Here is a 24,018-nt window from a genome sequence, read left to right on the forward strand (position 1 = left end):
ATCTATTTCAATATATTTTTACTTGCAACGGGTTGGTATTGAACATAGTAACATATATTCATTATTACTTTTGGGGTTAAACAAAAAGCCGGTTTAACCGGCTTTTTTGCAAATGAATGTAAAACTTAAATTGCTGGTTGTTAGTGGTTAATTTTTGTCTTGTCTAACAACCAGCAACTAAACTAGGTTTTAAGTTTTTTCTTTTTGGCGGCAGGGAAAAGTATATTGTTCAGAATTAAACGATAGCCCGGTGAGTTAGGATGGAGTGCTAAATCAGTGGGTTCTTCGCCTACGTGGTGCTGATAATCTTCGGGGTCGTGGCCCCCGTAAAAGGTCCAGGTACCTTTGCCCAAGGTGCCGTGCATGTAGCGAACTTCGTTAGCAGCTTTGGTTTCCCCCATAATAACTACTTCTGATTTTATGAGTTGTTTTTTGAAAGCAGTAGTTTGCCCCATAAACCCTTTAATGGTTTTCTCGTGGTTTTGCGTGAGCATAGTAGGAATGGGGTCCCATTTAGCCGAAAAAGTAAATAACTGGAAAAAATCGTTGCTTTCCATTAAACCCCGCTCGTGTTGCTGGTTATCAATATTCGAAAACTCCGGATCATAAGGGTTACGGCTAATTATAAAGTCTTTAAAGGCAAAGGTTTTACTAAAATCAAGCTTCTTTTGAGCGCCCGGATCCGCCGCATCACCATCAAACATTTCGGCTACAATGTCTACTCCATCCGCAGCCAGCGCAATATCATAAGTGTCGGTAGCTGAACACATGGCAAACATGAAACCACCCCCTACGCAGAATTCTTTAATTTTATTTACAACAGCCAGCTTTAATTGGGTTACTTTATTAAAACCATACTTTTTAGCAGTAGCTTCCGATTCTTGTTGCTGCGCAATGTACCAAGGATAATTGCGGTACGACATGTAAAACTTACCGTATTGGCCGGTAAAATCTTCGTGGTGCAAATGGAGCCAGTCGTATTTGGGTAGTACACCTTGCATTACTTCTTCGTCATAAATTACATCGTACGGAATTTCGGCGTAGGTGAGAACCAAAGTAACGGCATCATCCCAGGGTTGTTTGGTTTTAGGAGAGTAAACGGCAATTTTCGGCACTTTTTCCAGCTTCATCACATCCATGTTCGATTCCGGTGAAGCAATCTTAGACAGAACCTGGTTATACTGAGCATCCGAAATTACCTGATAGGTAATACCGCGCACTACCATTTCGTTCTCTAATTTAGGATTATGTGCAAAGGCAAAAGAACCGCCCTTATAATTTAAAAGCCAATCTACTTCAACCTGATTTTGTAAAACCCAATAGGCTAATCCATACGATTTTAAATGATCTTTTTGGGATTCGTCCATCGGAATAAGTACCTGCGATGCCAACCCGCGCAACGAAATAAAAATAAGAAGCACCAAGGTGCTAAATAACTTATGTACCATTTAATTATTACTTAAGTAAACTATTGTAACTTACACAAATTAAACTTTATAAACGAGGGGTTTTCCCGAAATTACGCTTAAATTTAAACCTTCTAACCCGAAGTAGTTCTAACGGTTAACCTCCGGCATCGGGTTGCGAAAAACTAAGTATACCATGAATTTAATCGAAAATATTAAAGAAGGTTTACGTTCTATTCAAAGCAATCTACTCCGGACTGTTCTCACAGCTCTTATAGTATCCATTGGTATTATGTCGTTGGTAGGTATATTAACTGCCGTTGACTCCATTAAGTATTCAATTGATCAAACTTTTTCTTCGTTAGGCGCCAATTCTTTTGACATTGTGGCGAAAGGGTATACTAATCGATACCAGGAAAATGGCCGCCAAGGAAAAATTTACCCACCTATTACTTATTTGCAGGCGCGACGGTACAAAGAAATATCCGGCGAAGAGGCCCGGGTAAGTTTAGCAGCTTTTATTTCGGGCGCTACTATTGTTAAAAACGGAAATGTTAAAACTAATCCTAACATTAACGTTACGGCTGGCGACGAAAATTATTTGCTGAACGAAAATTATAACGTACAAATTGGGCGGCCATTCTCAGCAAGCGAACTGGAAACCGGTGCCAACGTGGCAATTGTAGGAAATGAAATCAGCGATAAATTATTTAAAAGCAAAAGCCCGGTAGGTAAGTCTATTTTTATGTTAGGCCGACGATTTAAAGTGGTGGGCCAATTAGAGAAAAGCGGCAATAACATGGGTGGTGGCGGAGCCGATCGCCTGGTAATTATTCCATTAGTAACAGGCAACCAAATGCCCCGGCAAAAAGCGCTTACGTACGATATTAAAACGGCTATCCTTAAAAAAGAAAACTTATTTTTCGCCATGAACCAGGCGACCGGCATTATGCGCAAAGTTCGGCGCGACGCTTTAGGGCAGGAAGATTCTTTTGAAATTAACCGTAGCGATTCCATGTTAAAATCTATGAACGAGATTACCGGTTATTTAAAAGTAGGCGGCTTTTTAGTGGGTTTTATTACTTTGTTGGGTGCCTCTATTGGGTTAATGAATATTATGATGGTTTCCGTTACCGAACGCACCCGCGAAATTGGCGTTCGGAAAGCATTGGGTGCTACTGCCCGGCAAATCAGGCAACAATTTTTGATAGAAGCCATTGTAATTTGCTTTTTAGGTGGTGTTGCCGGTGTTTTATTTGGCGTACTGATGGGCAACGGGGTAGCTTCCCTGGTGGGCAATGGTACTTTTATTGTGCCTTGGCTTTGGGTTATAGTTGGGTTATTGGTTTGTGTAATGGTAGGTTTATTTTCGGGTTATTATCCGGCATTTAAAGCTTCTAAGCTCGATCCTATTGAATCTTTACGGTACGAGTAGTAAAATTTAATTTTTTTCGGAATATTTTTCTTCGTTTTCCTCAATAGAATCTAATACTTTTTCCGGGTGAACATCCTGGGCTAATTCCGAGATTTCCGGATCGTGTGATTCTTTAATATCCATTTTGCGGGCTATTTGTGTTACTAAGGTAATTAGCCGGGTAATTTCGTGTTCAGATAGTAAACTTACCTGCAAATCCAAATCGGCGCGTTTATCGGCCAGGGCGGCCATTCGGTTTTGACTAATAAGCACAAAGGTGGATAGGAATATGGCTTCTACGGATGCAAACATAGCTAACACCACAAACGAAGGGTCAAACGGTTTAACGGGGAAAATTTTAGCGTTCCAGAGAATCCAGCTACCGAATAAAAGCAAGTGAATAATCACAAACTTCATACTTCCCGTAAACTTAGTTACTGTATCAGCAATTTTATCTTGCCACGATTTGTTTTGGGCATCTTCGCGACGGCGTTGTAGTAAGGCTTTTATATTCCGTTCCACAATCTGGGCCATGCCAGGCGCCGATTCTCTTAATTTATTTTTTGTATTTTTATTTGAAGTCATTAAAATCCACTTTTTACCTGTATTCAGAATCTTTTACGGAAGATGTAAACTGTTTACTTAGGTTTTTTTACCTTTTTATTCTGGGATAAATACTGAAAAAATCTAAAATAAAGTTTGGAGCAAAAAAAGATAAGTAAAGAACTTATAGTAAAAAGTAAATTATTGCCCATAACCAGGCTTCTGATTTGAAACTTTAACTGATTGAAGAAAAAGTAAATTTTTGTAAAAGCAAAAGCCGTTAGAGTTAAGTCTCTGACGGCTTTTAAATTCCTAAATTACAAACGTTAATTAAGCGTTATAAATTTTATTATAATATTCATCGGCCATTCTGCCGGATTCAAAAGTTGGAATAATTTCGTTCATACTGTTTTTTACCATCTGGAGCCACTTATCCGGTTGCTCGTAATACATAGGTAGAATAACGTTTTCCAGCATGTCCATAATGTTGTTATGGTCAAATTCATCCATTTCAAAATCGCTCATATAACCAGCCGCCGGAACAATAAAGCTGTTGTGTTCGTGCTCAGAAAATTCAGGAATCCAGCCGTCTGGAATGGAAAAGTTTAAGGCACCGTTCATGGCGGCGGTCATACCGCTAGTACCCGATGCTTCTTTCCGGATTCGCGGATTGTTCAGCCACAGGTCGGCACCGCCTTTTAATAATTTAGATAATTTTAGTTCGTACCCTACCATTACTGCACAATTCGGGAATTTTTTTGATTCTTGTACCAGCCGGTCAAAAGTTCCTATAGCGCCATAATCCATCGGATAAGGTTTACCCGCCCAAATAATTTGCACTGGGTATTTTTCATTAGTTACCAATCTTTCAAAACGGGCCAGGTCGCGCATTAGCAAATCGGCACGTTTATAACCGGCAAACCGGCGCGCCCACACTATAGTTAATACATTTTCTTTATAAATGTCGCCCACCTGATTAGCTACTTCCTCAAACAACTGCTTTTTTAAGCGTTTTTTCCGTTTAAGGAATGCTTGGTCATCGCCGGATTTTAAAGCCTGGTACAAACGAGAATCTGCCCAATAACACCAGTTTTGCGCATTGGTAACATGCAGAATGGGGCAAATATCCGGGTAAGCATTCCACATTTGGCGGGCTACTTCTCCGTGCATTTTAGATACTCCATTTGCAATTTTGGCCATGCGTAACGCTACCAGGGTATGATTAAAAATATCGCCCCACTCTCCGGAAATACGGCGTACTTCTTCTAGCGGAGTGTTGCAGAAAAAGCCCATTTTATTTAATAAATGGATATCGGTTTTTTCGTTTCCGGCTTCTTCGGGTGTGTGCGTTGTAAATACCACGCGTTTTTTTACTTCCTCTAAATCTTTAAACTTATCGTAAAGGTAAAAAGCAGCGGGTAGAGGATGGGCTTCGTTAAAATGGTAAATGTCGGCGTTATATTCCAGTATATCTAGCAACTTAGCCCCGCCAACACCCAACAAAATACTCGCGCCTACTTTACCGGCCGTATCGGCGTTATATAAATGGTGGGAAGTAGTTCGCGCTAAATAATCGTTCTCTGGTAAGTCCGTGGACAAGAAAAACATAGGAACGGTATCAAATACTTCCGGGGCCAGGTAATAGGCGGCAACGGTAACCGGCGTGTTATTTATATCAATCTGGAACCGGACACCAATATCTTTTACAAAGTAGTATAGCTTTTCCTGGAATAAAACGTTCATTGATTGATCGTCCTTCCGGATTTGGTCGTAATAGCCGTATTTCCATAAAATACCAACACCAATTAAGTTTTGCTTTAACTCAAACGCACTTCGCATGTGCGAACCAGCTAAAAACCCCAAGCCACCGGAATATATTTTTAAAGGTTGATGAATGGCGAATTCCATGGAAAAATAAGCCACCCGCTTTTTATAGGCGTTGTCGTAGGTAGGAGATGGTTGTAGGTCGGAAAATGTCATAAATTTCTATTTAAAGTAAACTGATTTTAAGTTTCACAAATACATTTTAAACTAAAAGCTAATGCTGTAAAGCATTAAATATAGATAAAGTAATTTGATTGCCGCCGAAGTCTACTAAATATAAATGAGATAATATTATTGTTTCCAGAATACTCGAATTACTAAAGTTTAATGGATGAATATGTTTTTTGCGAAATATGCATTAAGTTAATCAGCTATTGTGGGCTAGGTATTGGTTTAGTTATATAAAAACTGAAAACTGATTTATTATTTTGTTTTTACTAGCCGTAAGGAGTTAAAATAAATGGCAGGTTATTAGCTATTTAGTTTTACAGATATTTCAAAAATGAAATTGCATCTAGTTGTTTAACTAACCAGAAAATGGCAAAGTATTTCTCTCCTTTTTTAATTATAGTTTTAATTTCCATTTTGGGTTTGCTTTCTGCCTGCGATAAGCTCCCTGAAATACCGCTAACTAAAACGGCTGAATTTGAACAAACCCCCGATAAGCACGCGGTTAAACCGATTATAGAAGAAAGTTCCGGCATTGCAGATAGCAAAACCAATCCGGGTAATTTGTGGGTGCACGAAGACAGTGGCCGACCAACGCAGCTTTATTTATTAAATCATGATGGAAATGTAGTAAAGCCCGTTTATTTAGCTGGCGCAGTAAACCGGGATTGGGAAGATATGACGCGAGTAGGTAATGAGCTGTATATCGGCGATATTGGAGATAATAGTAAAGTTTACCCAGAATATACTTTTTATCAATTTACCGAACCCGCTTTAACCGAAGATACCGTCCGTAATGTAAAAGCTATCCGTTTCCAATACCCCGATGGGTCGCACGATGCGGAAGCATTTTTAGTAAATCCGGAAACCAAAGACATCTATATTATTACCAAACAGGATAATCCTTCGCGCATTTATCAATTGACCTTTCCTTATAATTATAACGGCGTTAATTCAGTTACGCAGGTTGGTAATACTCCATATACGGGCATTGTAAGTGCTGCTCTTTCAGAAGATGGGAAAGAAATTTTACTAAAAACTTACACCAGTTTGTATCACCGAACCCGGCAAGATAAAGAATCTATTGTAGAGGCCCTAAAGAATAATTTTACGAATATTCCGTACCAGTTAGAGCCCCAGGGCGAAGCTTTAACATTTGCTGTTGATAATTCTGGTTTTTTTACATTAAGCGAGAAAGGTTTTACGCAAACGGTTAATTTATATTTTTACCAGCGCAAGTAAAATCAACAAACTTGTTCTTTACCATAATTCCGTAATTGTATAATCTGGGGTTTTACTAATTTTGCCCCAGATTTTCCAATACATGAATTCATCTGATAAGAACCTGGCCGGTTCGCTGCAATTATTTTTAGAACATGCTTCTTTTATCCGGCAAAATCAAATAGTTTTTTCTGATATAAACTGGCATTTACAGCCTGATGAACAATGGGCAATTTACGGACCGGTTGGAGCAGGTAAAACTACTTTTTTATCCGCTTTAGCGGGCCAGTTGCCTTTACGGTCCGGTAAATTCGAATTGCAAGTTCGGTCCGCCGAAAATGCTTCTTTTCAGGTAATAGATCGATCTGCATACCGTAGCCAAACAGCTTTAGTTACTTTTCAGCAGCAAAACTCTTTTTTTAACTACAGCCGCGCCTTTTACCAGCAACGCTACCAAAGTCTGGAAAGTGAATTGGCAATACCAACCGTAAATGATTTATTAACTGCGGCAGCTTCGCATTGTTCGCCGGCAGAACTAGAGCAAATTACGGACTTATTGCAATTAAAAGATTTGTTGCCATTTGAACTGATAAAACTATCGAATGGCCAAACGCGAAAATTGCAAATTGCCCGTGCTTTGCTGCAAAAGCCGAAATTATTGATTTTAGATAATCCGTTTACCGGATTGGATGTGGAATCGCGTCAGCATTTAAAAGAAATAATAAACGAATTAATTCAACAAGGCACTCAGGTGCTGTTAGCCTCCAACCAGCCCGATCTACCGGAGAAAATTTCCCGGGTACTTTGGTTGGAGGATTTTAAAATGAAAAGCCAGTATTCCCGGGCGGAATTTTACGAAGTTTTACGAAAGAAGGAGCCAGCCCAGCCTTTAAAAGAAACTAGTTTAGATTCCGGGGATTTAATAAAAATGCCTAAACCGGGTAAAGATTTCCAGATAGCCGTTCAGATGAATAAAGTACGGGTGCAATACCAACAAAATGTAATTCTGGATAATATTACTTGGACAGTGCGAAAAGGAGAAAAGTGGGCCTTAGTTGGTCCTAACGGCTCGGGTAAAACCACCCTGCTTTCTTTAATTTACGCGGACAACCCTCAGGCTTTTGCTAATAAAATTGTATTGTTTGACCACCGTAAAGGCTCCGGCGAAAGTATTTGGGATATTAAAAAACGCATAGGGTTTGTATCGCCCGAACTGCACTTGTATTTTCGGCAACCGTTAACGGGCAATGAAGTGGCAGCAACCGGTTTTACCGACACGCTTACTCGCCCGCGCCAACTAACCGACGTACAATCTCAATTGATTCAGGAACATTTTTCGTTCTTCAACCGGCTGGATTTACTAAATAAGCCTTTTTTGCAACTTTCGGCGGGTGAACAGCGCTTGGTTTTACTTATTCGGTCGCTGGTTAAGAATCCGGATCTTATAATCTGGGATGAACCTTTTCAAGGCTTGAGTCCGGAATATACCGAAATGGCTACCGATTTATTAAGCATATATTGTGATAATGGCACCACTTTAATCCTGGTTTCGCATTACGATCATGAGATTCCAGACTTTGTGCCTAACTATCTTTACCTGGAACAAGGGCGGATAAAAAGGATGATCAATAGTTAATTTAATTTTTTACTCAGCCAATTTAGTAAATCCTGATCTACCTGGTCCTGGTATTCGTCTAACTCGTGCTAGCAACTTGACTGTAATTTTATTTAGGTACTTTTCCACGCGTAAATTTCCCGGGAGCATGTATCGGGTAGCTTGAAATAATCTACTCCTAAAAAAATATTCAGGACGCAATCTTATAAATCATTAGCATAACGGTAGTGCAAACGTAAAACAGCAATTTCGTCGGAAACTAATTTTTGAGCTAACCGAATATCTATTCTTCACGCCGAACCATCCAAACCTCCGCCAGCAATTCCCAACCATATCACTGCTTTGTAGGATTTAGTGGATTGTAGCCGCCCCATAATTATTCTTGGTTGGTTTAAAACAGCAGTGCTTCCATAATATTATAATTTCCTTCCGGAATATTATTCCACAGCTTTAAATAATAAACTACGTGCCCAGCCATTCCATCAGATAACAATCTCGAAACTTTTATTTGACAAGGTAATACTTCTTTTAGAGGTAAAATGAGGTGCATTCTTAAAAATTGTGGACTCTACCGGACGATTGGCTAATCCGATTTACGTTAAGCAAGGTAATAACATATGAGTTTTCTTTACTATATAGGGCTGGTGATTACTAAGTAAGTGTACTACAGATTTGAATTCATCAAATCTGTAGTACCCACTGGAGGATTTTTCTTTTCGTTTCCTGAGGATTAAACTAAAAAGGATTTAATATTGGTAATTGGTTTTATTAATTAAACCGGAACCAGCAGAACCTTAAAGCAAAAAGGCGGTTATATAGCCGTAATACGTACAATAGTTTGCCTTAATATTAAATAAATAATGCATCTACTTTCAATCTAGTGCAAATTTTATATCTGAACTAATTGTGGCAAGTAGATAAATGCGCAGTTTCAAACCTCACTTATTGGATGAAGAGCCTCTTACAATATTATAAAAAGCAATTTTGTTTAACGCTGTTGCTATTAAGCGTAGGGCTTTTGAATAATGCTAATGCGCAACAATATTGGGGCATTAAGTATTTTGGGCTAAGTCTGCATCCTAAAGGAGATCCAAACGCCCCGTTAATGCCGCTCAATCCGGACAAAAAAGGTTATTTTGTTTTTAATTTGGGCGGAATGCTTTCTTACGAGCAATTCTGGAAACCGCAAAAGTTCTCGGTAAAAGGAATTCAGGCTATTTATACGGATTGCGCTGCGCAGCTAGGTGGTTTCACGCACATAGGTCTTAGAGCCATTATTTTTCAAAACCACAGACATTCTCTGAGCGGTGGTTTGGGGCCAACTTTTATTTACCGGCGTAATTGGTACCGATTACCAGATTACCAGGATTCCGGCTTTTTCAATGGCACTACAGAATCATATTGGCAGTATAAATTTATTCCGTACGCCGGTGAGTTAGAATATAATTACCAGCTTACCAATAATTTAGATTTTTCTACCACCTTCGTACCCGGATATCCCAGTTTGATAAGTTTATCGTTTGGTTTGCGATTTAAGTTAGATAAGAAAACCAATAAAGGGAACAAGAATACTGATGTTCCGCTTTCCGTTAACTAATTTAATGCTGAAAAACTTCCACAAAAGCTTCTTCCGCTTCCATTAAACCAACAGCATTAATTCCCGCTAATCGCACTTTTTTTAATTCATTTACTAAAATGGGATCGTACTTCACCTGCACCCGAATGTAATTATCGGTGAAACCTTCCATGAAACCATTGGTAATATCGGCTTCAAAAAGTACGGTAGTTTCGCGGCCAACATGTTGTTCGTAAAAGTGGCGTTTTTTCTTTTCAGATAAAATCCGAAGCATATTGGCTCGGCGGTTTCTTTCAGAAAGAGGTACACTGCCCGCCATTTCTATTGCTTTGGTATTTTGGCGTTCTGAGTAAGGAAAAACGTGAAGATAGCTAATATCTAATTCGTTCAGGAAATTATAGGTTTCGAGGAAATCTGCTTCCGTTTCGCCGGGAAAACCAACAATTACATCAACCCCAATACAGCAATGCGGCATAACTGCCTTAATAGAAGCCACCCGATCGGCGTACAATTCGCGCAAGTAGCGGCGGCGCATTAATCTTAAAATTTTATCGGAACCCGATTGCAGCGGAATATGAAAATGCGGGACGAACCTTTGCGAACCAGCTACGAACTGAATTATTTCGTTGGTTAACAAATTAGGTTCAATCGAAGAAATCCGGAACCGGTCAATTCCGGTAACTTCCTGATCAAGCTGTTTAATTAAATCAAAAAAAGTTTCCTGGCGGCCCAATACGGGTATAATCCCGAAATCTCCGAGGTTAACACCGGTAAGTACAATTTCTTTTACGCCGCTTTGCGCAATTTCTTTGGCCGAAGCTACGGCAGTTGCTACGTTTTGGCTGCGGCTTTTACCGCGAGCTAAAGGTATAGTACAGAAAGAACACGAATAATCGCAGCCATCCTGCACTTTTAAGAAAGTACGGGTGCGGTCGCCGAAAGAATAGGCATTATGAAACGTATTGGCTTCCGAAATAGCGCTGGCGTGAATCCGGGGTTTTTCTTTTTTTACAAAATCTTCCAGAATATCCACTAATTGAAATTTTTCGGCGGCGCCCAATACAGCATCTACTCCCGGAATAGAAGCAATTTCCTGCGGTTTTAACTGGGCATAACAACCTACAATAGTAATAAAAGCGTTAGGCGAGTGTTTTAAAGCTTCTTTAACTACTTTCCGGCATTTTTTATCGGCATTATCCGTTACCGAGCACGTATTAATTACATAAATATCGGCCTGATCTTCAAAATTTACTTTTTGAAAACCCCGCTCCTGAAAAATCCGGGAAATAGAAGAAGTTTCCGAAAAATTCAGTTTACAACCCAACGTATAAAATGCCACCTTTTTCATTGCGCCGCAAAATTAGTAAAAATAGTTGAAAGTTGTTGGTTGTTAGTTCACAGACCATAGTCGACAGTCCGCAGATTTTTTTATTATGTAATGCTTAAAATGAATGCCCCTTTATTTGTCTGAAAGTTTAACAGTTTACCGTTTCTGGCATCATAATTATAATGATTTAATAAACTAAAAAACCTACTGTGGTCTGTGGACCATCGACTATGGACTACTTATTTAAATAATCTTCGAAGGAAAGCTCCATGTAGGCTTTACCATAATTAAGTTGTTGCGGGGGTACGTTATAATCTTTGGTAATTACTTGTTTAGCAACATTATCGAAGGTAATAGTGCCGGCAGGGGTTACATAGCCAAAGCCATCGTTAAAAACGTAAAAAGCGAAAGATTTAGTAGCCGGATTCAGAAGATCTTTTCCCCATTTAAATTGCTCGGTAGGTAATTTTAGCTGATGGAGCAAGGTTGGTACAATATCCGTTTGCGAACCAATAATAGATACGGGCGGATAAGCTTGTTTAAGTGCACCTCCGGTAAGTAAAAAAGGAATGCGAAACTTACTAGGTTTAAAATTAGGATCGTCGCCTGGAAACCGGTGACCATGATCTGCCGCCATAACAATTACCGTATTATTCCACCACGGTTGCTTTTTAGCTTCTTCTATAAAATTACCAATGGCATAATCGGTATAATACATTGAATTTTTAAACTTAGTAGCTTCATCGGAACCAGCAAACTTAGCCGGAATAGGAATATCATAAGGTTCGTGGCTGCTAAGCGTAAATAAGGTGGAAAAGAAAGGTTGTTTATCGTTTTTTAAATCCGTTAACCACCGGTTTAATAAAACATGATCGTGTACTCCCCACTTGGAATTATACGTTTTAGAAGGGAAATCGAATTTACTTACTAACCGATCATACCCCGCATTTAGTAAATACGACTTAATATTAGCAAAAGCCAGCTCTCCGCCGTAATAATAACTGGTACCGTACCCTTGCGCTTTTAATACTTGGCTTAGGTGGGGGAGGTGCTCGGTTTTACGGGGTAGTTTAATAATAGAGGTAGTAGTTTGCACCGGATAGCCACTTAATAAAGCCACTAATCCTTTCTCGCTGCGATCGCCGCTAGAATATATATTCGTGAAAAGAATTCCTTCGCGGGCTAATTCATCAATGTGTGGAGTTACCCCTGGTTCGCCTCCCAAGCATCCCACCAGCTTTGCAGTATTGCTTTCCAGAATAATAAATAAAACATTGGGGCGCGTTGATTTTAAAACGGAGATATTTTGGTTATCGGCTGAAGCGGGCAGTACATACAGCGAATCCACGTATTTTCGTGCCTGACCCATAGCCATGTATTTGTAAGGGTTTTGGGCCGCGTAATTTCTTCGGTTTAACGAATAGAGTACATTCCAGGGTAGATTTACCGCAGCGTGATTCGCGAACAACTTATTGGAAAAATAGACATCGCTCTGGTTTATAGGAATATGTTGCAGCCCGCCACGGATAGGAATGATTAATAAAGCCAGGCAACAAAACGCCATCACTCTACTTCCTTTAGAAAAGTAGGCGTTGTTTTTTTTCTTTAGAAGTGGATTAACAACACGGTGGTAAATTACTGCAAACAAAATAACTAATAGCAAAAAAATAGCCGTTAGTAAAAATACGGGTGCTGCAGAAACAGAAGCTACCATTTCCTGGGGAGTATTTAAATATTGCAAAGGAGTTGCATCGAGCCGGTAACCCCAGGCATTATACATTTCCAGATCAGCGGTAACCAGGCCGGCCACAACAAGGATTATTAGAAAGGTATAACCATTAACTAACCGGTAGAGGTATAAATGTTTTTTAAGGCTTTCCAGCAGAAAACAAATAAACGGAACAGCACATAAGTAGGCTGCAAAAGAAGCATCCATGCGCAAGCCGTACAAAAATACCTTAAAAATTTCTAAAAAAGTGAGTTCGGCTGCCTTGGTGTAATGGTATCCTATAAATAAAGCTTTAATTACTACACTTACAAACAGCCAGAAAAAAAAGTAAATAACAGGTCGGAGATATGCTTGTTTCACTCCGCAAATATAAATTTATTTTAAATTTAAGTTTAAAAGAGTAGCTCTATGGGTTTTAAAAATTACCCAATAAAAATTAATCATTTTGATCTAAAAAGATACTTTTTTAAAAAAATCAGTCTTTAATAAAAGGCAGATGTTGTAATATTTTTATTATTTTTAAAAAAATGTTTAAAAATTTAATGTTACCATTTTGAGGCAAAAGATTAATTATTACCTTTGACTAACTTATTAATAAACACTTAATCATACTATGGCCGTACTTCGTTTTAAAGCGCTGGAACTGGTAGATCACCGTAAACCAGTAGATGTACCTCAAATCTCTCAAAAAATATCTGAATATTACGGTAAAAACGTATTTGGCATGGAAGCCATGCGTACTACCATGTCAGGAGAGTATTTCAAAAAGCTGGTAGCTTCCATTAAACATGGCACTAAAGTAGACCGGGCAGTAGCAGATGCGGTAGCTGCTGCTATGAAAACCTGGGCTCTTTCCAAAGGAGCTACGCATTACACCCACTGGTTTCAACCTTTAACCGGCGCTACCGCCGAGAAACACGACTCTTTCTTTGATTTAAATAACGATGGCCAAGCTATCGAAAATTTTAAAGGTTCGGCATTAGTTCAGCAAGAGCCGGATGCTTCTTCTTTCCCGAACGGTGGTATCCGGAATACCTTCGAGGCGCGGGGCTATACTGCCTGGGATCCTACTTCTCCGGCCTTTATCATGGAAACATACGGCGCTAAAACCCTTTGTATTCCTACGGTGTTTGTAGCTTACACCGGTGAAGCCCTGGATTATAAAACGCCTTTGCTTAAATCTTTAACCTTTTTGGATAGAGCTGCAGTAGATGTTTGCCAGTATTTTGATAAAGATGTTGCCCGCGTAACTGCTACCTTAGGTATTGAGCAGGAATATTTCTTAATTGATAAAGCTCTTTTCGATGCCCGCCCGGATTTAGTAATGACCGGTCGTACTTTGTTTGGCCATGCTCCTGCTAAAGGGCAACAATTAGAAGACCATTATTTTGGTTCTATTCCTCCTCGGGTACATACTTTTATGGTTGACTTTGAGCAAGAAGCTTTAAAGTTAGGTATTCCGTTACGTACCCGTCACAACGAGGTGGCGCCTAACCAGTATGAATGTGCCCCTACGTTTGAAGATGCTAATTTAGCCGTTGACCACAACCAGTTGTTAATGGACTTAATGAGCAAGGTAGCCGAGCGTCATAACTTTAAAGCCTTATTGCACGAGAAACCATTTAAAGGTGTAAATGGTAGCGGAAAGCACAATAACTGGGCAATTTCGACCGATACTGGTGTAAACTTGTTAAGCCCGGGTAAACGGCCTAAAGAAAATTTGCAGTTCTTAGCGTTCTTTGCTTCTACTATAATGGCAGTTTACAAGCACGCCGATTTATTGCGTTCTTCGATTGCCTCAGCTAACAACGACCACCGTTTAGGAGCCAACGAAGCGCCTCCCGCTATTATGTCGGTGTTTATTGGTTCGCAGTTAGATGCTGTATTAAACGAACTGGAAAATAATTCTCAGATTTCTATTGATAAAGGAGATAACCTTTACCTGAAATTAGGTATTGACAAAATCCCGGAAATCTTATTAGATAACACTGACCGTAACCGTACTTCTCCTTTTGCTTTTACCGGTAATAAGTTTGAGTTCCGGGCGGTAGGTTCATCTGCTAACAGTTCTTCGGCTATGACTATCCTGAACGCAATTGTAGCGGACCAATTGGTTGACTTCAAGCAAAAGGTGGATGTTTTAATTGAAAAAGGCAAGAAAAAAGAAGTAGCTATTGTCGAAATTATCCGCGAATACATTAAAGCTTCTAAAGCTATCCGTTTCGAAGGCAATGGTTATTCTCAGGATTGGGAAGACGAAGCGGCGAGCCGTGGTTTATCTAATGTACGCACTACTCCGCAAGCACTTGATTTCTTAGTAAGTTCAACCTCAGAAGATATATTTATCCGGAATAGTATTTTCTCGAAAGTAGAATTACATGCCCGTCATGAAATTTTATTGGAAGAGTATACCAAAAAGATTCAGATTGAGGCTCGTGTATTAGGTGACCTGGCCAATAACCACGTTATTCCAACTGCCGTAGCTTACCAAAATAAATTAATTCATAATATTAAAGGACTTCGGGATCTTGGTTTAGACCAGGGTGAGTACACCGAAGAAACCATTGAATCTATTAAGTTTATTTCTAAACACGTAAACATTATCAAGAAAAACGTGGAAGAAATGATTGAAGCCCGTAAAGTAGCTAATAAAATTGAAGATGCCCGGGAACGCGCTATTAACTATTGCGATGTAGTTCGTCCTTACTTTGATGTTATTCGTTACAGCGTAGATAAATTAGAATTAATGGTGGACGATGAGGATTGGCCACTAGTGAAATACCGCGAAATGCTGTTTAGACACTAATAATATTTTTTCTTATATAAATAAGAACGTATACAATAAAAAAGGCGCTCCAAATGGCGCCTTTTTTATTGTATACAATTTAAAGCAAACGTTTAAGCCGCCGCTGCCCCAGGGTTGTTCCGCCGGAAAATACTTTTTAAAGCAGTTAAATCGGGCAGTTGATCCCGGGCATCCAAGCGAGCCAATAAATTTTGTACGTTTACATTCTTCATTGCTTTCTTTGCAAGTCCTTTTACTAAAATCGGCACAATTAAACTCGCAATGGTTACGGCTAAGCCACCAGGTAAACCCAATCGAAGAATTAAACGACCGGCTACTCGCTGAATAATTTTATCAAATAAAACATTTTTACCGTGCTGCACCGATTGATTGAGTAAAAACTGTAAAACTGTTTTATATTGGCCGTTTCTTACTTCTGTATGTAGTTCTTCCTTAATCGCGTTTCTGGTTAACGAAATAACATCTAAAATTTGCTGACCTTTAATGCCAAAGGCCGCTGCCTGTTTAAAGACCTTGCCTTGCCAACTGTTCTGTATATTTAAAGGTGACATACTATGCTAATTAAAATTTCTTATAAAAATTAATGTTTAAAATTCTGTTAAGATCTTTAATTTACCATTTTTACAACGAATAATAATAAAATTCGGTATTTATTTATAAGTAAAACAATCTAATGTTGATGGTGGTTTAATCATTGCATAGTAATTTTACCGTGCCGGACACTAACCTACCGGCTAGTTTGTTGTAGAAATAACAACAATCGTTATCATGAATAAAACGTATTGCCCCAGCCTTACTGAATACCTGCGCCGACAAACGCGCGAAGTTTATATTGGTGATTTAGCACTAGGAGGAAATAACCCTATTCGGGTGCAATCCATGACCACCGTGGATACCATGGACACCTTAGGCTCAGTGGAGCAAACCATCCGGATGGTTGATGCAGGTTGCGAATACGTGCGTATTACCGCTCCAAGTGTAAAAGAAGCCGAAAATTTACGAAATATAAAAGCGGAACTCCGCCGCCGGGGGTACCAGGTTCCATTAATTGCCGATATTCATTTTACACCGAATGCCGCGGAACTGGCTGCGCGTATTGTTGAAAAGGTACGAATTAACCCCGGTAATTACGCCGATAAAAAGAAGTTTGAAGTAATAGATTATACCGATAGCACTTATCAGGCTGAGCTGGAGCGCATCCGGGAACGATTTGTACCATTAGTTAAAATCTGTAAAGAATACGGCACGGCTATGCGCATTGGAACCAACCATGGTTCTTTATCCGATCGTATTTTAAGCCGTTACGGCGATACGCCACTCGGAATGGTAGAAAGTGCGTTGGAGTTTTTGCGCATCTGCGAAGATTTGAACTATTACGATATTGTACTTTCCATGAAGGCCAGCAACACCCAGGTAATGGTGCAGGCGTACCGATTATTAGCCCAAAAATTAGAGGAAGAAGGTTTACAACCTTATCCTTTTCATTTAGGTGTAACCGAAGCCGGCGAAGGAGAAGACGGACGAATTAAATCAGCAGTAGGGATTGGTACTTTACTGGAAGATGGGATTGGAGATACGGTGCGTGTTTCTTTAACTGAGGCACCGGAATACGAAGCTCCTGTTGCCCGGATGCTCATTGATCGGTATGCGCAACGGGCCGGACATAAGTATATCAAACCCATTTGTAACGTACCCCTTAATCCTTTTCAGTATTTCCGGCGCGAAACGGTAGAAGTAAATAATATAGGAGGGCAGAATGTTCCCAGAGTATTTGCCGATTTAAGCCGTTTAACTACTATTCAGTACGCCGATTTAAAATGTGTTGGCCATCTTTATTCTATGTTGTTGGATAAGTTCAACATGAACGACTTGGGGGCGGATTATATTTACACAGGTCAGCAGCCAATTACTTTTATGCTGCCCAACGGCTTAAAAGAAATAGTAGATTATTCGGCTTGGTTAACTTCTGAAAACCGGAATGACCGTTATCCATTACTTACTCCTTCCGAATATTTAAATCCAACCGAGAAACATCCTGAAGTAAATTTTTTAAGCGTTCACATCGAGGATCTAACCGATGCAATGGTTGGAAGATTAAAAATGGATACCTCGGTGATATTAATCGCTGCAACTGATAATGCCCATGCAATGGCCGAATTGCGCAAGAACTTTTTCCGGTTAATGAATAATGGGGTGCAAAATCCGGTAATTATTAAAAGAAGTTATCCGGAGATGGCGGCAGAACAAACCCAGTTATATGCTTCTACGGATGTTGGCGGTTTATTAATTGATGGTTTAGGCGATGGCATTTTATTAAGTACCGAAAGTTTAGGGGATAGAGAAAAGACAACGTGGTTGAATGAAATTGACCAACTCAACCGCTTATCTTTTGGTATTTTGCAAGCAGCCCGTACCCGCATGAGTAAAACGGAATATATTTCGTGCCCAAGCTGCGGCCGTACTTTATTTGACTTGCAAGAAACTACCGCCATGATCCGGAAACGTACCGACCATTTAAAAGGCGTAAAAATTGGAATTATGGGTTGTATTGTAAACGGCCCCGGCGAAATGGCCGATGCTGATTATGGTTACGTAGGAGTAGGTAAAGGCAAAATAGCCTTATACCGGGGGCAAGCCGTAATAAAAAAATCGGTACCCGAAGAAGCAGCGGTAAATGAACTAATTAATTTAATTAAAGAAGATAACCGTTGGGTGGAACCCGTAGAAGCAGAACTGAATATTGCTTAATTACTAAAATAAAAGCTTTTAATCGGTTAATTGATTAAAAATTGGTAATAGAGGATAATCAATAATTGGATGCGCTAATTACTTACTAAAGCCAGCTATATTAAATTCTTTTTGCTTCTGAATTGTTACTAAATACTATACACTTATACCTTAAATGTAATTATAGAAAATGGGATTATTTAATTTTTCGGAAGTAGCTACTTATTTTTTTCGCAAAAAAGACCCTAACCGTAAAACTAATTTCAACCTGCGTACCATGCACTTTATTAATAAGTTGTCTATGAGTATTTTTCTGGCAGGTTTAATTTATATGGCCATCAAATACTTGTTCTAATGAACATCGAAGATTTTCGGGAATATTGTCTTTCTAAGGCTGGGGTTACCGAAGAACTTCCGTTCGGGGATAATACGTTGGTATTTAAAGTGGGAGGTAAAATTTTTGCCCTTACCGATATTAATGAATTTGCCAGCATTAACTTAAAGTGTGACCCTGTAAAAGCTATTGAACTTCGGGAGCAGTTTGAGGAAGTAAAGCCTGGCTACCACATGGATAAAAAGCATTGGAATACTATTAGTACTAAGGGCAGCATACCCGACTTGGTTCTAAAAGATTGGATAGATCAATCTTACAACCTTGTTTATGCTAAACTGACCCGGGCTCAAAAATTAAACATTAATATTCAGGACGAGCCTCCTATTGGCCTTCTCTCATAATTATTAGAGCAGAATTAGTTTGTATAATTTATATACTACTTTTGCTCTTATCTTTTTTATAATCAGCTAAATACCAGGTTTAATTTTAGTTGCAAGGAATGAAAATAGCTGCTTTTTTGGATGGAATATCAAATAAGTCATACTTCATTCTGAAAACTGAAAATTATACTTCTTAAAAAAGAATAAATAACTATTTTTTGATTTAAGCTTTTTAATTTAGTTTAACCTTTCTTAAGTACAATATCTTCTTAAATATTGCTCTTAAATTGTTTCAGCCATTCTAAAGCGCTTTCGCGGTCCGTAAACAAGCGGGTAGGGTTTTTAGGTTTATTTACCATAATATAAAAGTTAGCCATCATCTTCAGCATGGGGGAATTTACCACCATTGCACTGGCTAAAACTAAATCATTGCCTTCATTCGCCATAAAATCGCGGGCTTCCTTAGTAGTTTCTTTCACCTGCGTAATATCAAACAAACAAGGGTAAGATTCTTTTGCAAAAAACTCCAGCCGGTTTTCTACGGTAACCTTAGCCACGTTAATATCCATAACATCCATTGCTTTAAAGAAGCACTGAAAGATCCCGTCTTGGATATACATTAAGACATATTTTGTTTCTTGGGTTCGGGTTCTACTACCTTCTTGGAATTGTGACATTTATTTTGAATATAAAGTGCAATATTAGTGTTGTCCAATTTAAAGAGAAAAACTAAGAAAAATCAACCCTACAAATTTAAAAATTAAAATGGCAAAAATTAGACATAATAACATTATTGATACGGTAGATTCTGTTTTGTCGGTGTCCAAGAAGAAAGGAATCATTCACCTGCATGCGCAAGACCATTCTTTAAATGGACAATATTTAACTTTAAACAACCATCAAGTTTTACATTTTGGTACGTGTGGCTACTTAGGATTAGAGCATCATCCTAAACTTAAAGCAGGTGCTATTGATGCCATTGAGCGCTTCGGAACTCAGTTCCCAATGTCCCGGACTTATATATCTAACCCTTTATACAGTGAACTGGAAAGCTTAGTTAAGGAAATGTACAATGTTCCGGTGGTAATTTCTAAAAACTGTACGCTTTCTCACTTAACTACTATTCCCAGCATTATCCGTTCTACCGATTTAGTAATTCTGGACCACCAGGTACACGCCAGTGTGCAGGAAGCCGTAAAAAAATTGCTTACGCAAGGAGTAGCGGTAGAAATGATCCGGCATAATAATCTGGAAATGCTCGAAGATCGTATTAAAAAGCAACGCAATAAATATGATAAGATCTGGTACATGGCCGATGGTGTTTACTCTATGTACGGAGATTATGCTCCTGTTAAAGAATTAATTGCATTAGCCGAGAAATACGAACAATTATATTTATATGTAGATGATGCGCATGGCATGAGCTGGGCCGGAAAACACGGTACGGGTTATGTAATGAGCCAAATGCCCGAAGGTTTATACCGTAAAATGATTCTTACCGCCAACTTAGGTAAAGGATTTGGAGCCTGCGGAGGTTTGTCGTTATTCCCGAATGAAGAATGGTATAATAAAGTAAATAATTTTGGCGGGCCGCTTACTTTCTCCGTGCAGATAGAGCCCGCTACTCTTGGAGCTGCTATTGCCTCAGCCCGCATCCACTTAAGTGATGAGATATACGAGTACCAGGAAGAACTGCAACAGAAAATAGCTTATTTTAATAGCTTACTGAAGCAAACTAATTTACCCTTGGTTCACGAAAATAACAGCCCAATATTCTTTATTGGAACCGGAACCATGGACATGGGTAATTATTTGGTTCAGGAATTATTAAATGATGGGGTTTACGTAAATTTAGCTACATTCCCGGCGGTTCCTGCCAAAAATATTGGAATTAGAATTACTATTTCGCTTAACAATTCAATAGAGCAAATAGAAGTACTGGTTGATAAATTGAAGCTTCATTTCGAAAGTGCCTTGATTGAAACGAATCAAACAGACGAAAAAATCCGGAAAGCTTTTAAAATGGCTCCCTCGGCCCAAATTTCAACTGCTGCTATTGCCAAGCCGGTAACCTCAAATCTTCTTACTGTTAAACGCTACTCTACCGTTGAAAAAATTGATACTACTCTATGGAACCAATATTTAGGCAACAGAGGCATGTTTGATTGGCATGGATTAATGTTTTTAGAAAAATCTTTCCGGAATAATGAAGAACAAGAAAACAACTGGGACTTTAAATACTATGTAGTAGAAGACAGCCAAGGCAAAATAGTTTTAATGACGTTTTTTGTAGTTGGCTTGCACAAAGAAGACATGTTCTCCCAAGGTTCTGTATCCAGAGTTATTGAGAAAGAAAGAGAACTGAATCCGTATTATCTGACCTCGACAGGTATTTTTATGGGTAGCTTGTTCACCGAAGGCGACCATCTTTACATAGATAGAGAAAGCCCTTACTGGAAGAAAGCATTTAAAGGTATACTGGAAGAAGTTTATAAAGAGCAGGATAAAGTAAATGCGAGTAATTTGGTTTTAAGAGATTTTGCTGCTGGTGATACCGTAATGGATGAATTTATGGTAGAACAAGGCTTTGTGAAAATAGATATGCCGGAATCATGTGTACTGGAGAATTTAGACTGGAGTTCGGTGGATGGTTACGTTGAAAGCATCTCTCCGAAAAGCAGACGGCATTTTTCGCAAAAAATTAAGAGAAATGAGCACTTTTTCGAAGTAAAAGTTAAAAACCAATTACCCGCTGAGGAACTAGAATATGCAATTGGCTTGTTTAAAAACGTAAAAGATAACAATGTTGACTTAAATACCTTCCTTAGCCCGGATAAGTTGTTTTACGAAATGAACGAAGATCCGGCATGGGAGTTTGTAGTATTGTACCTGAAAGAAGAATATTCCAGCAATAGTAAACCCGTTTCTGTTTGTTTTTGCCATAAAAATATTGCTGAAATATACAGCCCAATGTTAATTGGTATGGATTATGATTACTTAATGGAATACGGCGTTTATCGGCAAACCTTATATCAGGTAATAAGAAGAGCAAATGCTTTAGGCTGCAAAAAAGTGAACTTTGGTATTTCGGCATCTATTGAAAAGAAACGAGTAGGAGCTACCCTTTACCCTAAAGTAGGTTACTTCCAAGCCAAAGACAACTATGCCATGGAGTTAATAGAAGCCACCATTGCTGTAGAAAAAGACTAGATTCAAAGTTTAAAATCAAGTACGTGAAAGTTCTGAACGATAGAATTGAAGAAATAACTACCCTGATTGCGGAAGTAGCTAACGGTAATTTCGATTACACTATGGAAGCTTCCGAAACCGGCGACGAATTAGATGCCTTAATTGCCGGGGTAAGTATGCTGGGACAAGAGTTGAAAAACTCTACCGTCTCCCGCGATTTTATGCAGAGCATTTATCAAGGGGTGGTAGATATGCTCTTGATTCTTAACACGGATTTTACTATTCGGAATGCAAACGAAGCAGTAGAAGAATTACTTGGTTATACAGAAGCAGAGCTGCAGGGAATTCCTTTTTCAATGGTGGTGCAGCAGAGTGATAATTCTTTATTGCCTGCCTTGCTGGAAAAGTTTAGGTACGAAGGTAAAGCCTTAAATGAGGAGTTATTATTTACTACCAAGCAGGATTCTAAAATTCCTGCTTCCTGCTCTTTTTCATTTTTAAAGAATAATGCCAAAGAAGTAGATGGTATTCTGATTATTGCAAAAGATATTTCCAAACTTAAACAAACCGAAAGAGAACTGATTGAGGCAAAAAATAAAGCGGAGGCAGCGAACGAAGCCAAAAGCAACTTTTTATCTACAATGAGTCACGAAATCCGGACCCCAATGAATGCCGTTATTGGTTTTACCAGTTTATTATTGAATCACGATCCCCGGCCAGATCAACAGGAGTATTTAAAAGTACTTAAATTTTCGGCGGATAATTTATTAACCTTGATTAATGATATTCTGGATTTTAGTAAGATAGAAGCCGGAAAAATTGAGTTTGAAAAAATTGATTTTGATCCTAAAAAATTAATTACCAGAATCAGTGATCCGCTTCATCAATTAGCCATTGAAAAAGGTTTACAGTTAAAATTATTATTAGATCAGGATTTACCTACTACTTTGGTGGGCGACCCCGTACGATTGAGTCAGATTTTAACTAACCTTATCAGCAATGCCGTAAAATTTACTAAAACCGGACGCATTATTGTTTCGGCAGCTATAAAAGATCAAACAAAAACTCACACTACTGTTGATTTCCGGGTAACCGATTCAGGTATTGGTATTCCGGCAGATAAACTGGAGCTTATTTTTGAGAGTTTTACTCAGGCAAAATCTGATACTACCCGCGAATTTGGAGGTTCTGGTTTAGGACTTACTATTATCAAACACTTACTAAAACTACAAGGCAGTAATATTCAGGTAGAAAGCCAGGTGGGTAAGGGGTCTACTTTTTACTTTAGCTTAACTTTCGAAAATAGTACCCAGCAATTTTCTTCTGACTCTAAAGATCCTATAGTTTCTGCCCCAAAAAGTTTAAAAGGAATCCGGTTGTTAATTGCCGAAGATAACCAGATTAATATTTTTCTGGTGAAGCAATTCCTGAACCAGTGGGAAATAGATTTTGATATTGCCGAAAATGGGTTGATTGCTTTGGATCTTGTGAAAAGCAACGATTATAACTTAGTTTTGATGGACTTGCAAATGCCGGAACAAGATGGTTATGATACCACTTTAGCCATTCGACGTTTAGAAGGGGAGAAGTACCAGACGCTACCCATTATTGCTTTAACGGCTTCGGCTATGTTAGATATTCAGGATAGAGCTTTTCAAGTGGGTATGAATGATTACTTAAGTAAGCCTTTTAACCCGGATGAATTATATAAGAGAATTGTTAAATATAGTTTTCCGGTATAATTTAAAATAAAATCCTA

The 24,018-nt window shown here is 38.8% G+C and carries 17 protein-coding genes; 10 read left to right on the top strand and 7 right to left on the bottom strand.

Annotated features, from left to right (window positions below):
• Positions 1 to 182: 182 nt before the first annotated feature.
• On the bottom strand, positions 183 to 1,448 hold the full coding sequence (locus HUW48_RS09705; RefSeq protein WP_182415476.1) for an asparagine synthetase B: 1,266 nt from the start codon (positions 1,446 to 1,448) through the stop codon (positions 183 to 185).
• Between the two features lie 154 nt (positions 1,449 to 1,602).
• Between HUW48_RS09705 and HUW48_RS09710 the strand changes: the two genes are divergently transcribed.
• Positions 1,603 to 2,841 (top strand): ABC transporter permease, encoded by a 1,239-nt coding sequence (locus HUW48_RS09710; RefSeq protein WP_182415477.1) that lies wholly within the window; start codon positions 1,603 to 1,605, stop codon positions 2,839 to 2,841.
• A gap of 6 nt (positions 2,842 to 2,847) precedes the next feature.
• On the opposite strand, the gene HUW48_RS09715 is transcribed toward HUW48_RS09710, so the two are convergent.
• Together HUW48_RS09715 and glgP are read right to left on the bottom strand one after the other, a co-directional pair.
• On the bottom strand, positions 2,848 to 3,405 hold the full coding sequence (locus HUW48_RS09715; protein ID WP_182415478.1) for a DUF1003 domain-containing protein: 558 nt from the start codon (positions 3,403 to 3,405) through the stop codon (positions 2,848 to 2,850).
• Positions 3,406 to 3,693: 288 nt separating this feature from the next.
• A complete protein-coding gene (gene glgP / locus HUW48_RS09720; RefSeq protein WP_182415479.1) occupies positions 3,694 to 5,343 on the bottom strand; it encodes an alpha-glucan family phosphorylase in 1,650 nt (549 codons plus the stop codon).
• A gap of 381 nt (positions 5,344 to 5,724) precedes the next feature.
• Here glgP and HUW48_RS09725 point away from each other — a divergent pair, with 381 nt between their 5' ends.
• From HUW48_RS09725 to HUW48_RS09735, 3 genes are all read left to right on the top strand, one after another.
• Positions 5,725 to 6,597, top strand: coding sequence for a hypothetical protein (locus tag HUW48_RS09725; RefSeq protein ID WP_182415480.1), 873 nt, complete (start codon positions 5,725 to 5,727; stop codon positions 6,595 to 6,597).
• Between the two features lie 82 nt (positions 6,598 to 6,679).
• A complete protein-coding gene (locus HUW48_RS09730; RefSeq protein WP_182415481.1) occupies positions 6,680 to 8,212 on the top strand; it encodes an ATP-binding cassette domain-containing protein in 1,533 nt (510 codons plus the stop codon).
• Positions 8,213 to 9,140: 928 nt separating this feature from the next.
• Complete coding sequence (locus tag HUW48_RS09735; protein ID WP_182415482.1) at positions 9,141 to 9,788, top strand: hypothetical protein; 648 nt, start codon at positions 9,141 to 9,143, stop codon at positions 9,786 to 9,788.
• Between the two features lies 1 nt (position 9,789).
• Here HUW48_RS09735 and mtaB read toward each other — a convergent pair whose 3' ends face one another.
• Both mtaB and HUW48_RS09745 read right to left on the bottom strand, forming a co-directional pair.
• Positions 9,790 to 11,115 carry a tRNA (N(6)-L-threonylcarbamoyladenosine(37)-C(2))-methylthiotransferase MtaB gene (gene mtaB / locus HUW48_RS09740; RefSeq protein WP_182415483.1) on the bottom strand — a complete coding sequence of 442 codons (1,326 nt, stop codon included), beginning with the start codon at positions 11,113 to 11,115 and terminating at the stop codon, positions 9,790 to 9,792.
• A gap of 214 nt (positions 11,116 to 11,329) precedes the next feature.
• The gene (locus HUW48_RS09745; protein ID WP_182415484.1) at positions 11,330 to 13,183 is read right to left on the bottom strand and encodes an LTA synthase family protein; all 1,854 of its coding nucleotides are present in this window, start codon (positions 13,181 to 13,183) and stop codon (positions 11,330 to 11,332) included.
• Positions 13,184 to 13,436: 253 nt separating this feature from the next.
• On the opposite strand from HUW48_RS09745, the gene HUW48_RS09750 reads away from it, so the two are divergent.
• A complete protein-coding gene (locus HUW48_RS09750; protein WP_182415485.1) occupies positions 13,437 to 15,629 on the top strand; it encodes a glutamine synthetase III family protein in 2,193 nt (730 codons plus the stop codon).
• Positions 15,630 to 15,721: 92 nt separating this feature from the next.
• Here the strand turns inward: HUW48_RS09750 and HUW48_RS09755 are convergent, their stop codons facing one another.
• Positions 15,722 to 16,180 (bottom strand): hypothetical protein, encoded by a 459-nt coding sequence (locus HUW48_RS09755; protein WP_182415486.1) that lies wholly within the window; start codon positions 16,178 to 16,180, stop codon positions 15,722 to 15,724.
• A 217-nt stretch (positions 16,181 to 16,397) separates the two neighbouring features.
• Here HUW48_RS09755 and ispG point away from each other — a divergent pair, with 217 nt between their 5' ends.
• The 3 genes from ispG (at position 16,398) to HUW48_RS09770 (ending at position 19,091) form a co-directional block, all read left to right on the top strand.
• On the top strand, positions 16,398 to 18,377 hold the full coding sequence (ispG, locus tag HUW48_RS09760; RefSeq protein WP_182415487.1) for a (E)-4-hydroxy-3-methylbut-2-enyl-diphosphate synthase: 1,980 nt from the start codon (positions 16,398 to 16,400) through the stop codon (positions 18,375 to 18,377).
• 169 nt (positions 18,378 to 18,546) lie between these two features.
• Complete coding sequence (locus tag HUW48_RS09765) at positions 18,547 to 18,711, top strand: DUF6728 family protein (protein WP_182415488.1); 165 nt, start codon at positions 18,547 to 18,549, stop codon at positions 18,709 to 18,711.
• Complete coding sequence (locus HUW48_RS09770) at positions 18,711 to 19,091, top strand: MmcQ/YjbR family DNA-binding protein (RefSeq protein WP_182415489.1); 381 nt, start codon at positions 18,711 to 18,713, stop codon at positions 19,089 to 19,091. The genes HUW48_RS09765 and HUW48_RS09770 overlap by 1 nt, the downstream gene beginning before the upstream one ends.
• 248 nt (positions 19,092 to 19,339) lie before the next feature.
• On the opposite strand, the gene HUW48_RS09775 is transcribed toward HUW48_RS09770, so the two are convergent.
• Positions 19,340 to 19,747 carry a DUF7793 family protein gene (locus HUW48_RS09775; protein WP_182415490.1) on the bottom strand — a complete coding sequence of 136 codons (408 nt, stop codon included), beginning with the start codon at positions 19,745 to 19,747 and terminating at the stop codon, positions 19,340 to 19,342.
• 88 nt (positions 19,748 to 19,835) lie between these two features.
• Here HUW48_RS09775 and HUW48_RS09780 point away from each other — a divergent pair, with 88 nt between their 5' ends.
• Positions 19,836 to 22,280 (top strand): bifunctional aminotransferase class I/II-fold pyridoxal phosphate-dependent enzyme/GNAT family N-acetyltransferase, encoded by a 2,445-nt coding sequence (locus HUW48_RS09780; RefSeq protein WP_182415491.1) that lies wholly within the window; start codon positions 19,836 to 19,838, stop codon positions 22,278 to 22,280.
• A gap of 23 nt (positions 22,281 to 22,303) precedes the next feature.
• Positions 22,304 to 24,001, top strand: a complete 1,698-nt coding sequence (locus HUW48_RS09785; RefSeq protein WP_182415492.1) for a PAS domain-containing hybrid sensor histidine kinase/response regulator — start codon at positions 22,304 to 22,306, stop codon at positions 23,999 to 24,001.
• The last annotated feature ends 17 nt before the right edge of the window (positions 24,002 to 24,018 follow it).

The sequence above is a fragment of the Adhaeribacter radiodurans genome, from assembly GCF_014075995.1.
In the GTDB taxonomy this organism is placed as follows: domain Bacteria; phylum Bacteroidota; class Bacteroidia; order Cytophagales; family Hymenobacteraceae; genus Adhaeribacter; species Adhaeribacter radiodurans.

Bases quoted from the DNA above. Each gene is read 5' to 3' on its own strand.
- glgP (WP_182415479.1), bottom strand. From the start codon at position 5,343: ATGACATTTTCCGACCTACAACCATCTCCTACCTACGACAACGCCTAT.
- HUW48_RS09710 (WP_182415477.1), top strand. From the start codon at position 1,603: ATGAATTTAATCGAAAATATTAAAGAAGGTTTACGTTCTATTCAAAGC.
- HUW48_RS09715 (WP_182415478.1), bottom strand. From the start codon at position 3,405: ATGACTTCAAATAAAAATACAAAAAATAAATTAAGAGAATCGGCGCCT.
- ispG (WP_182415487.1), top strand. From the start codon at position 16,398: ATGAATAAAACGTATTGCCCCAGCCTTACTGAATACCTGCGCCGACAA.
- HUW48_RS09780 (WP_182415491.1), top strand. From the start codon at position 19,836: ATGGCAAAAATTAGACATAATAACATTATTGATACGGTAGATTCTGTT.
- HUW48_RS09755 (WP_182415486.1), bottom strand. From the start codon at position 16,180: ATGTCACCTTTAAATATACAGAACAGTTGGCAAGGCAAGGTCTTTAAA.
- HUW48_RS09750 (WP_182415485.1), top strand. From the start codon at position 13,437: ATGGCCGTACTTCGTTTTAAAGCGCTGGAACTGGTAGATCACCGTAAA.
- mtaB (WP_182415483.1), bottom strand. From the start codon at position 11,115: ATGAAAAAGGTGGCATTTTATACGTTGGGTTGTAAACTGAATTTTTCG.
- HUW48_RS09770 (WP_182415489.1), top strand. From the start codon at position 18,711: ATGAACATCGAAGATTTTCGGGAATATTGTCTTTCTAAGGCTGGGGTT.
- HUW48_RS09765 (WP_182415488.1), top strand. From the start codon at position 18,547: ATGGGATTATTTAATTTTTCGGAAGTAGCTACTTATTTTTTTCGCAAA.
- HUW48_RS09735 (WP_182415482.1), top strand. From the start codon at position 9,141: ATGAAGAGCCTCTTACAATATTATAAAAAGCAATTTTGTTTAACGCTG.
- HUW48_RS09705 (WP_182415476.1), bottom strand. From the start codon at position 1,448: ATGGTACATAAGTTATTTAGCACCTTGGTGCTTCTTATTTTTATTTCG.
- HUW48_RS09725 (WP_182415480.1), top strand. From the start codon at position 5,725: ATGGCAAAGTATTTCTCTCCTTTTTTAATTATAGTTTTAATTTCCATT.
- HUW48_RS09775 (WP_182415490.1), bottom strand. From the start codon at position 19,747: ATGTCACAATTCCAAGAAGGTAGTAGAACCCGAACCCAAGAAACAAAA.
- HUW48_RS09730 (WP_182415481.1), top strand. From the start codon at position 6,680: ATGAATTCATCTGATAAGAACCTGGCCGGTTCGCTGCAATTATTTTTA.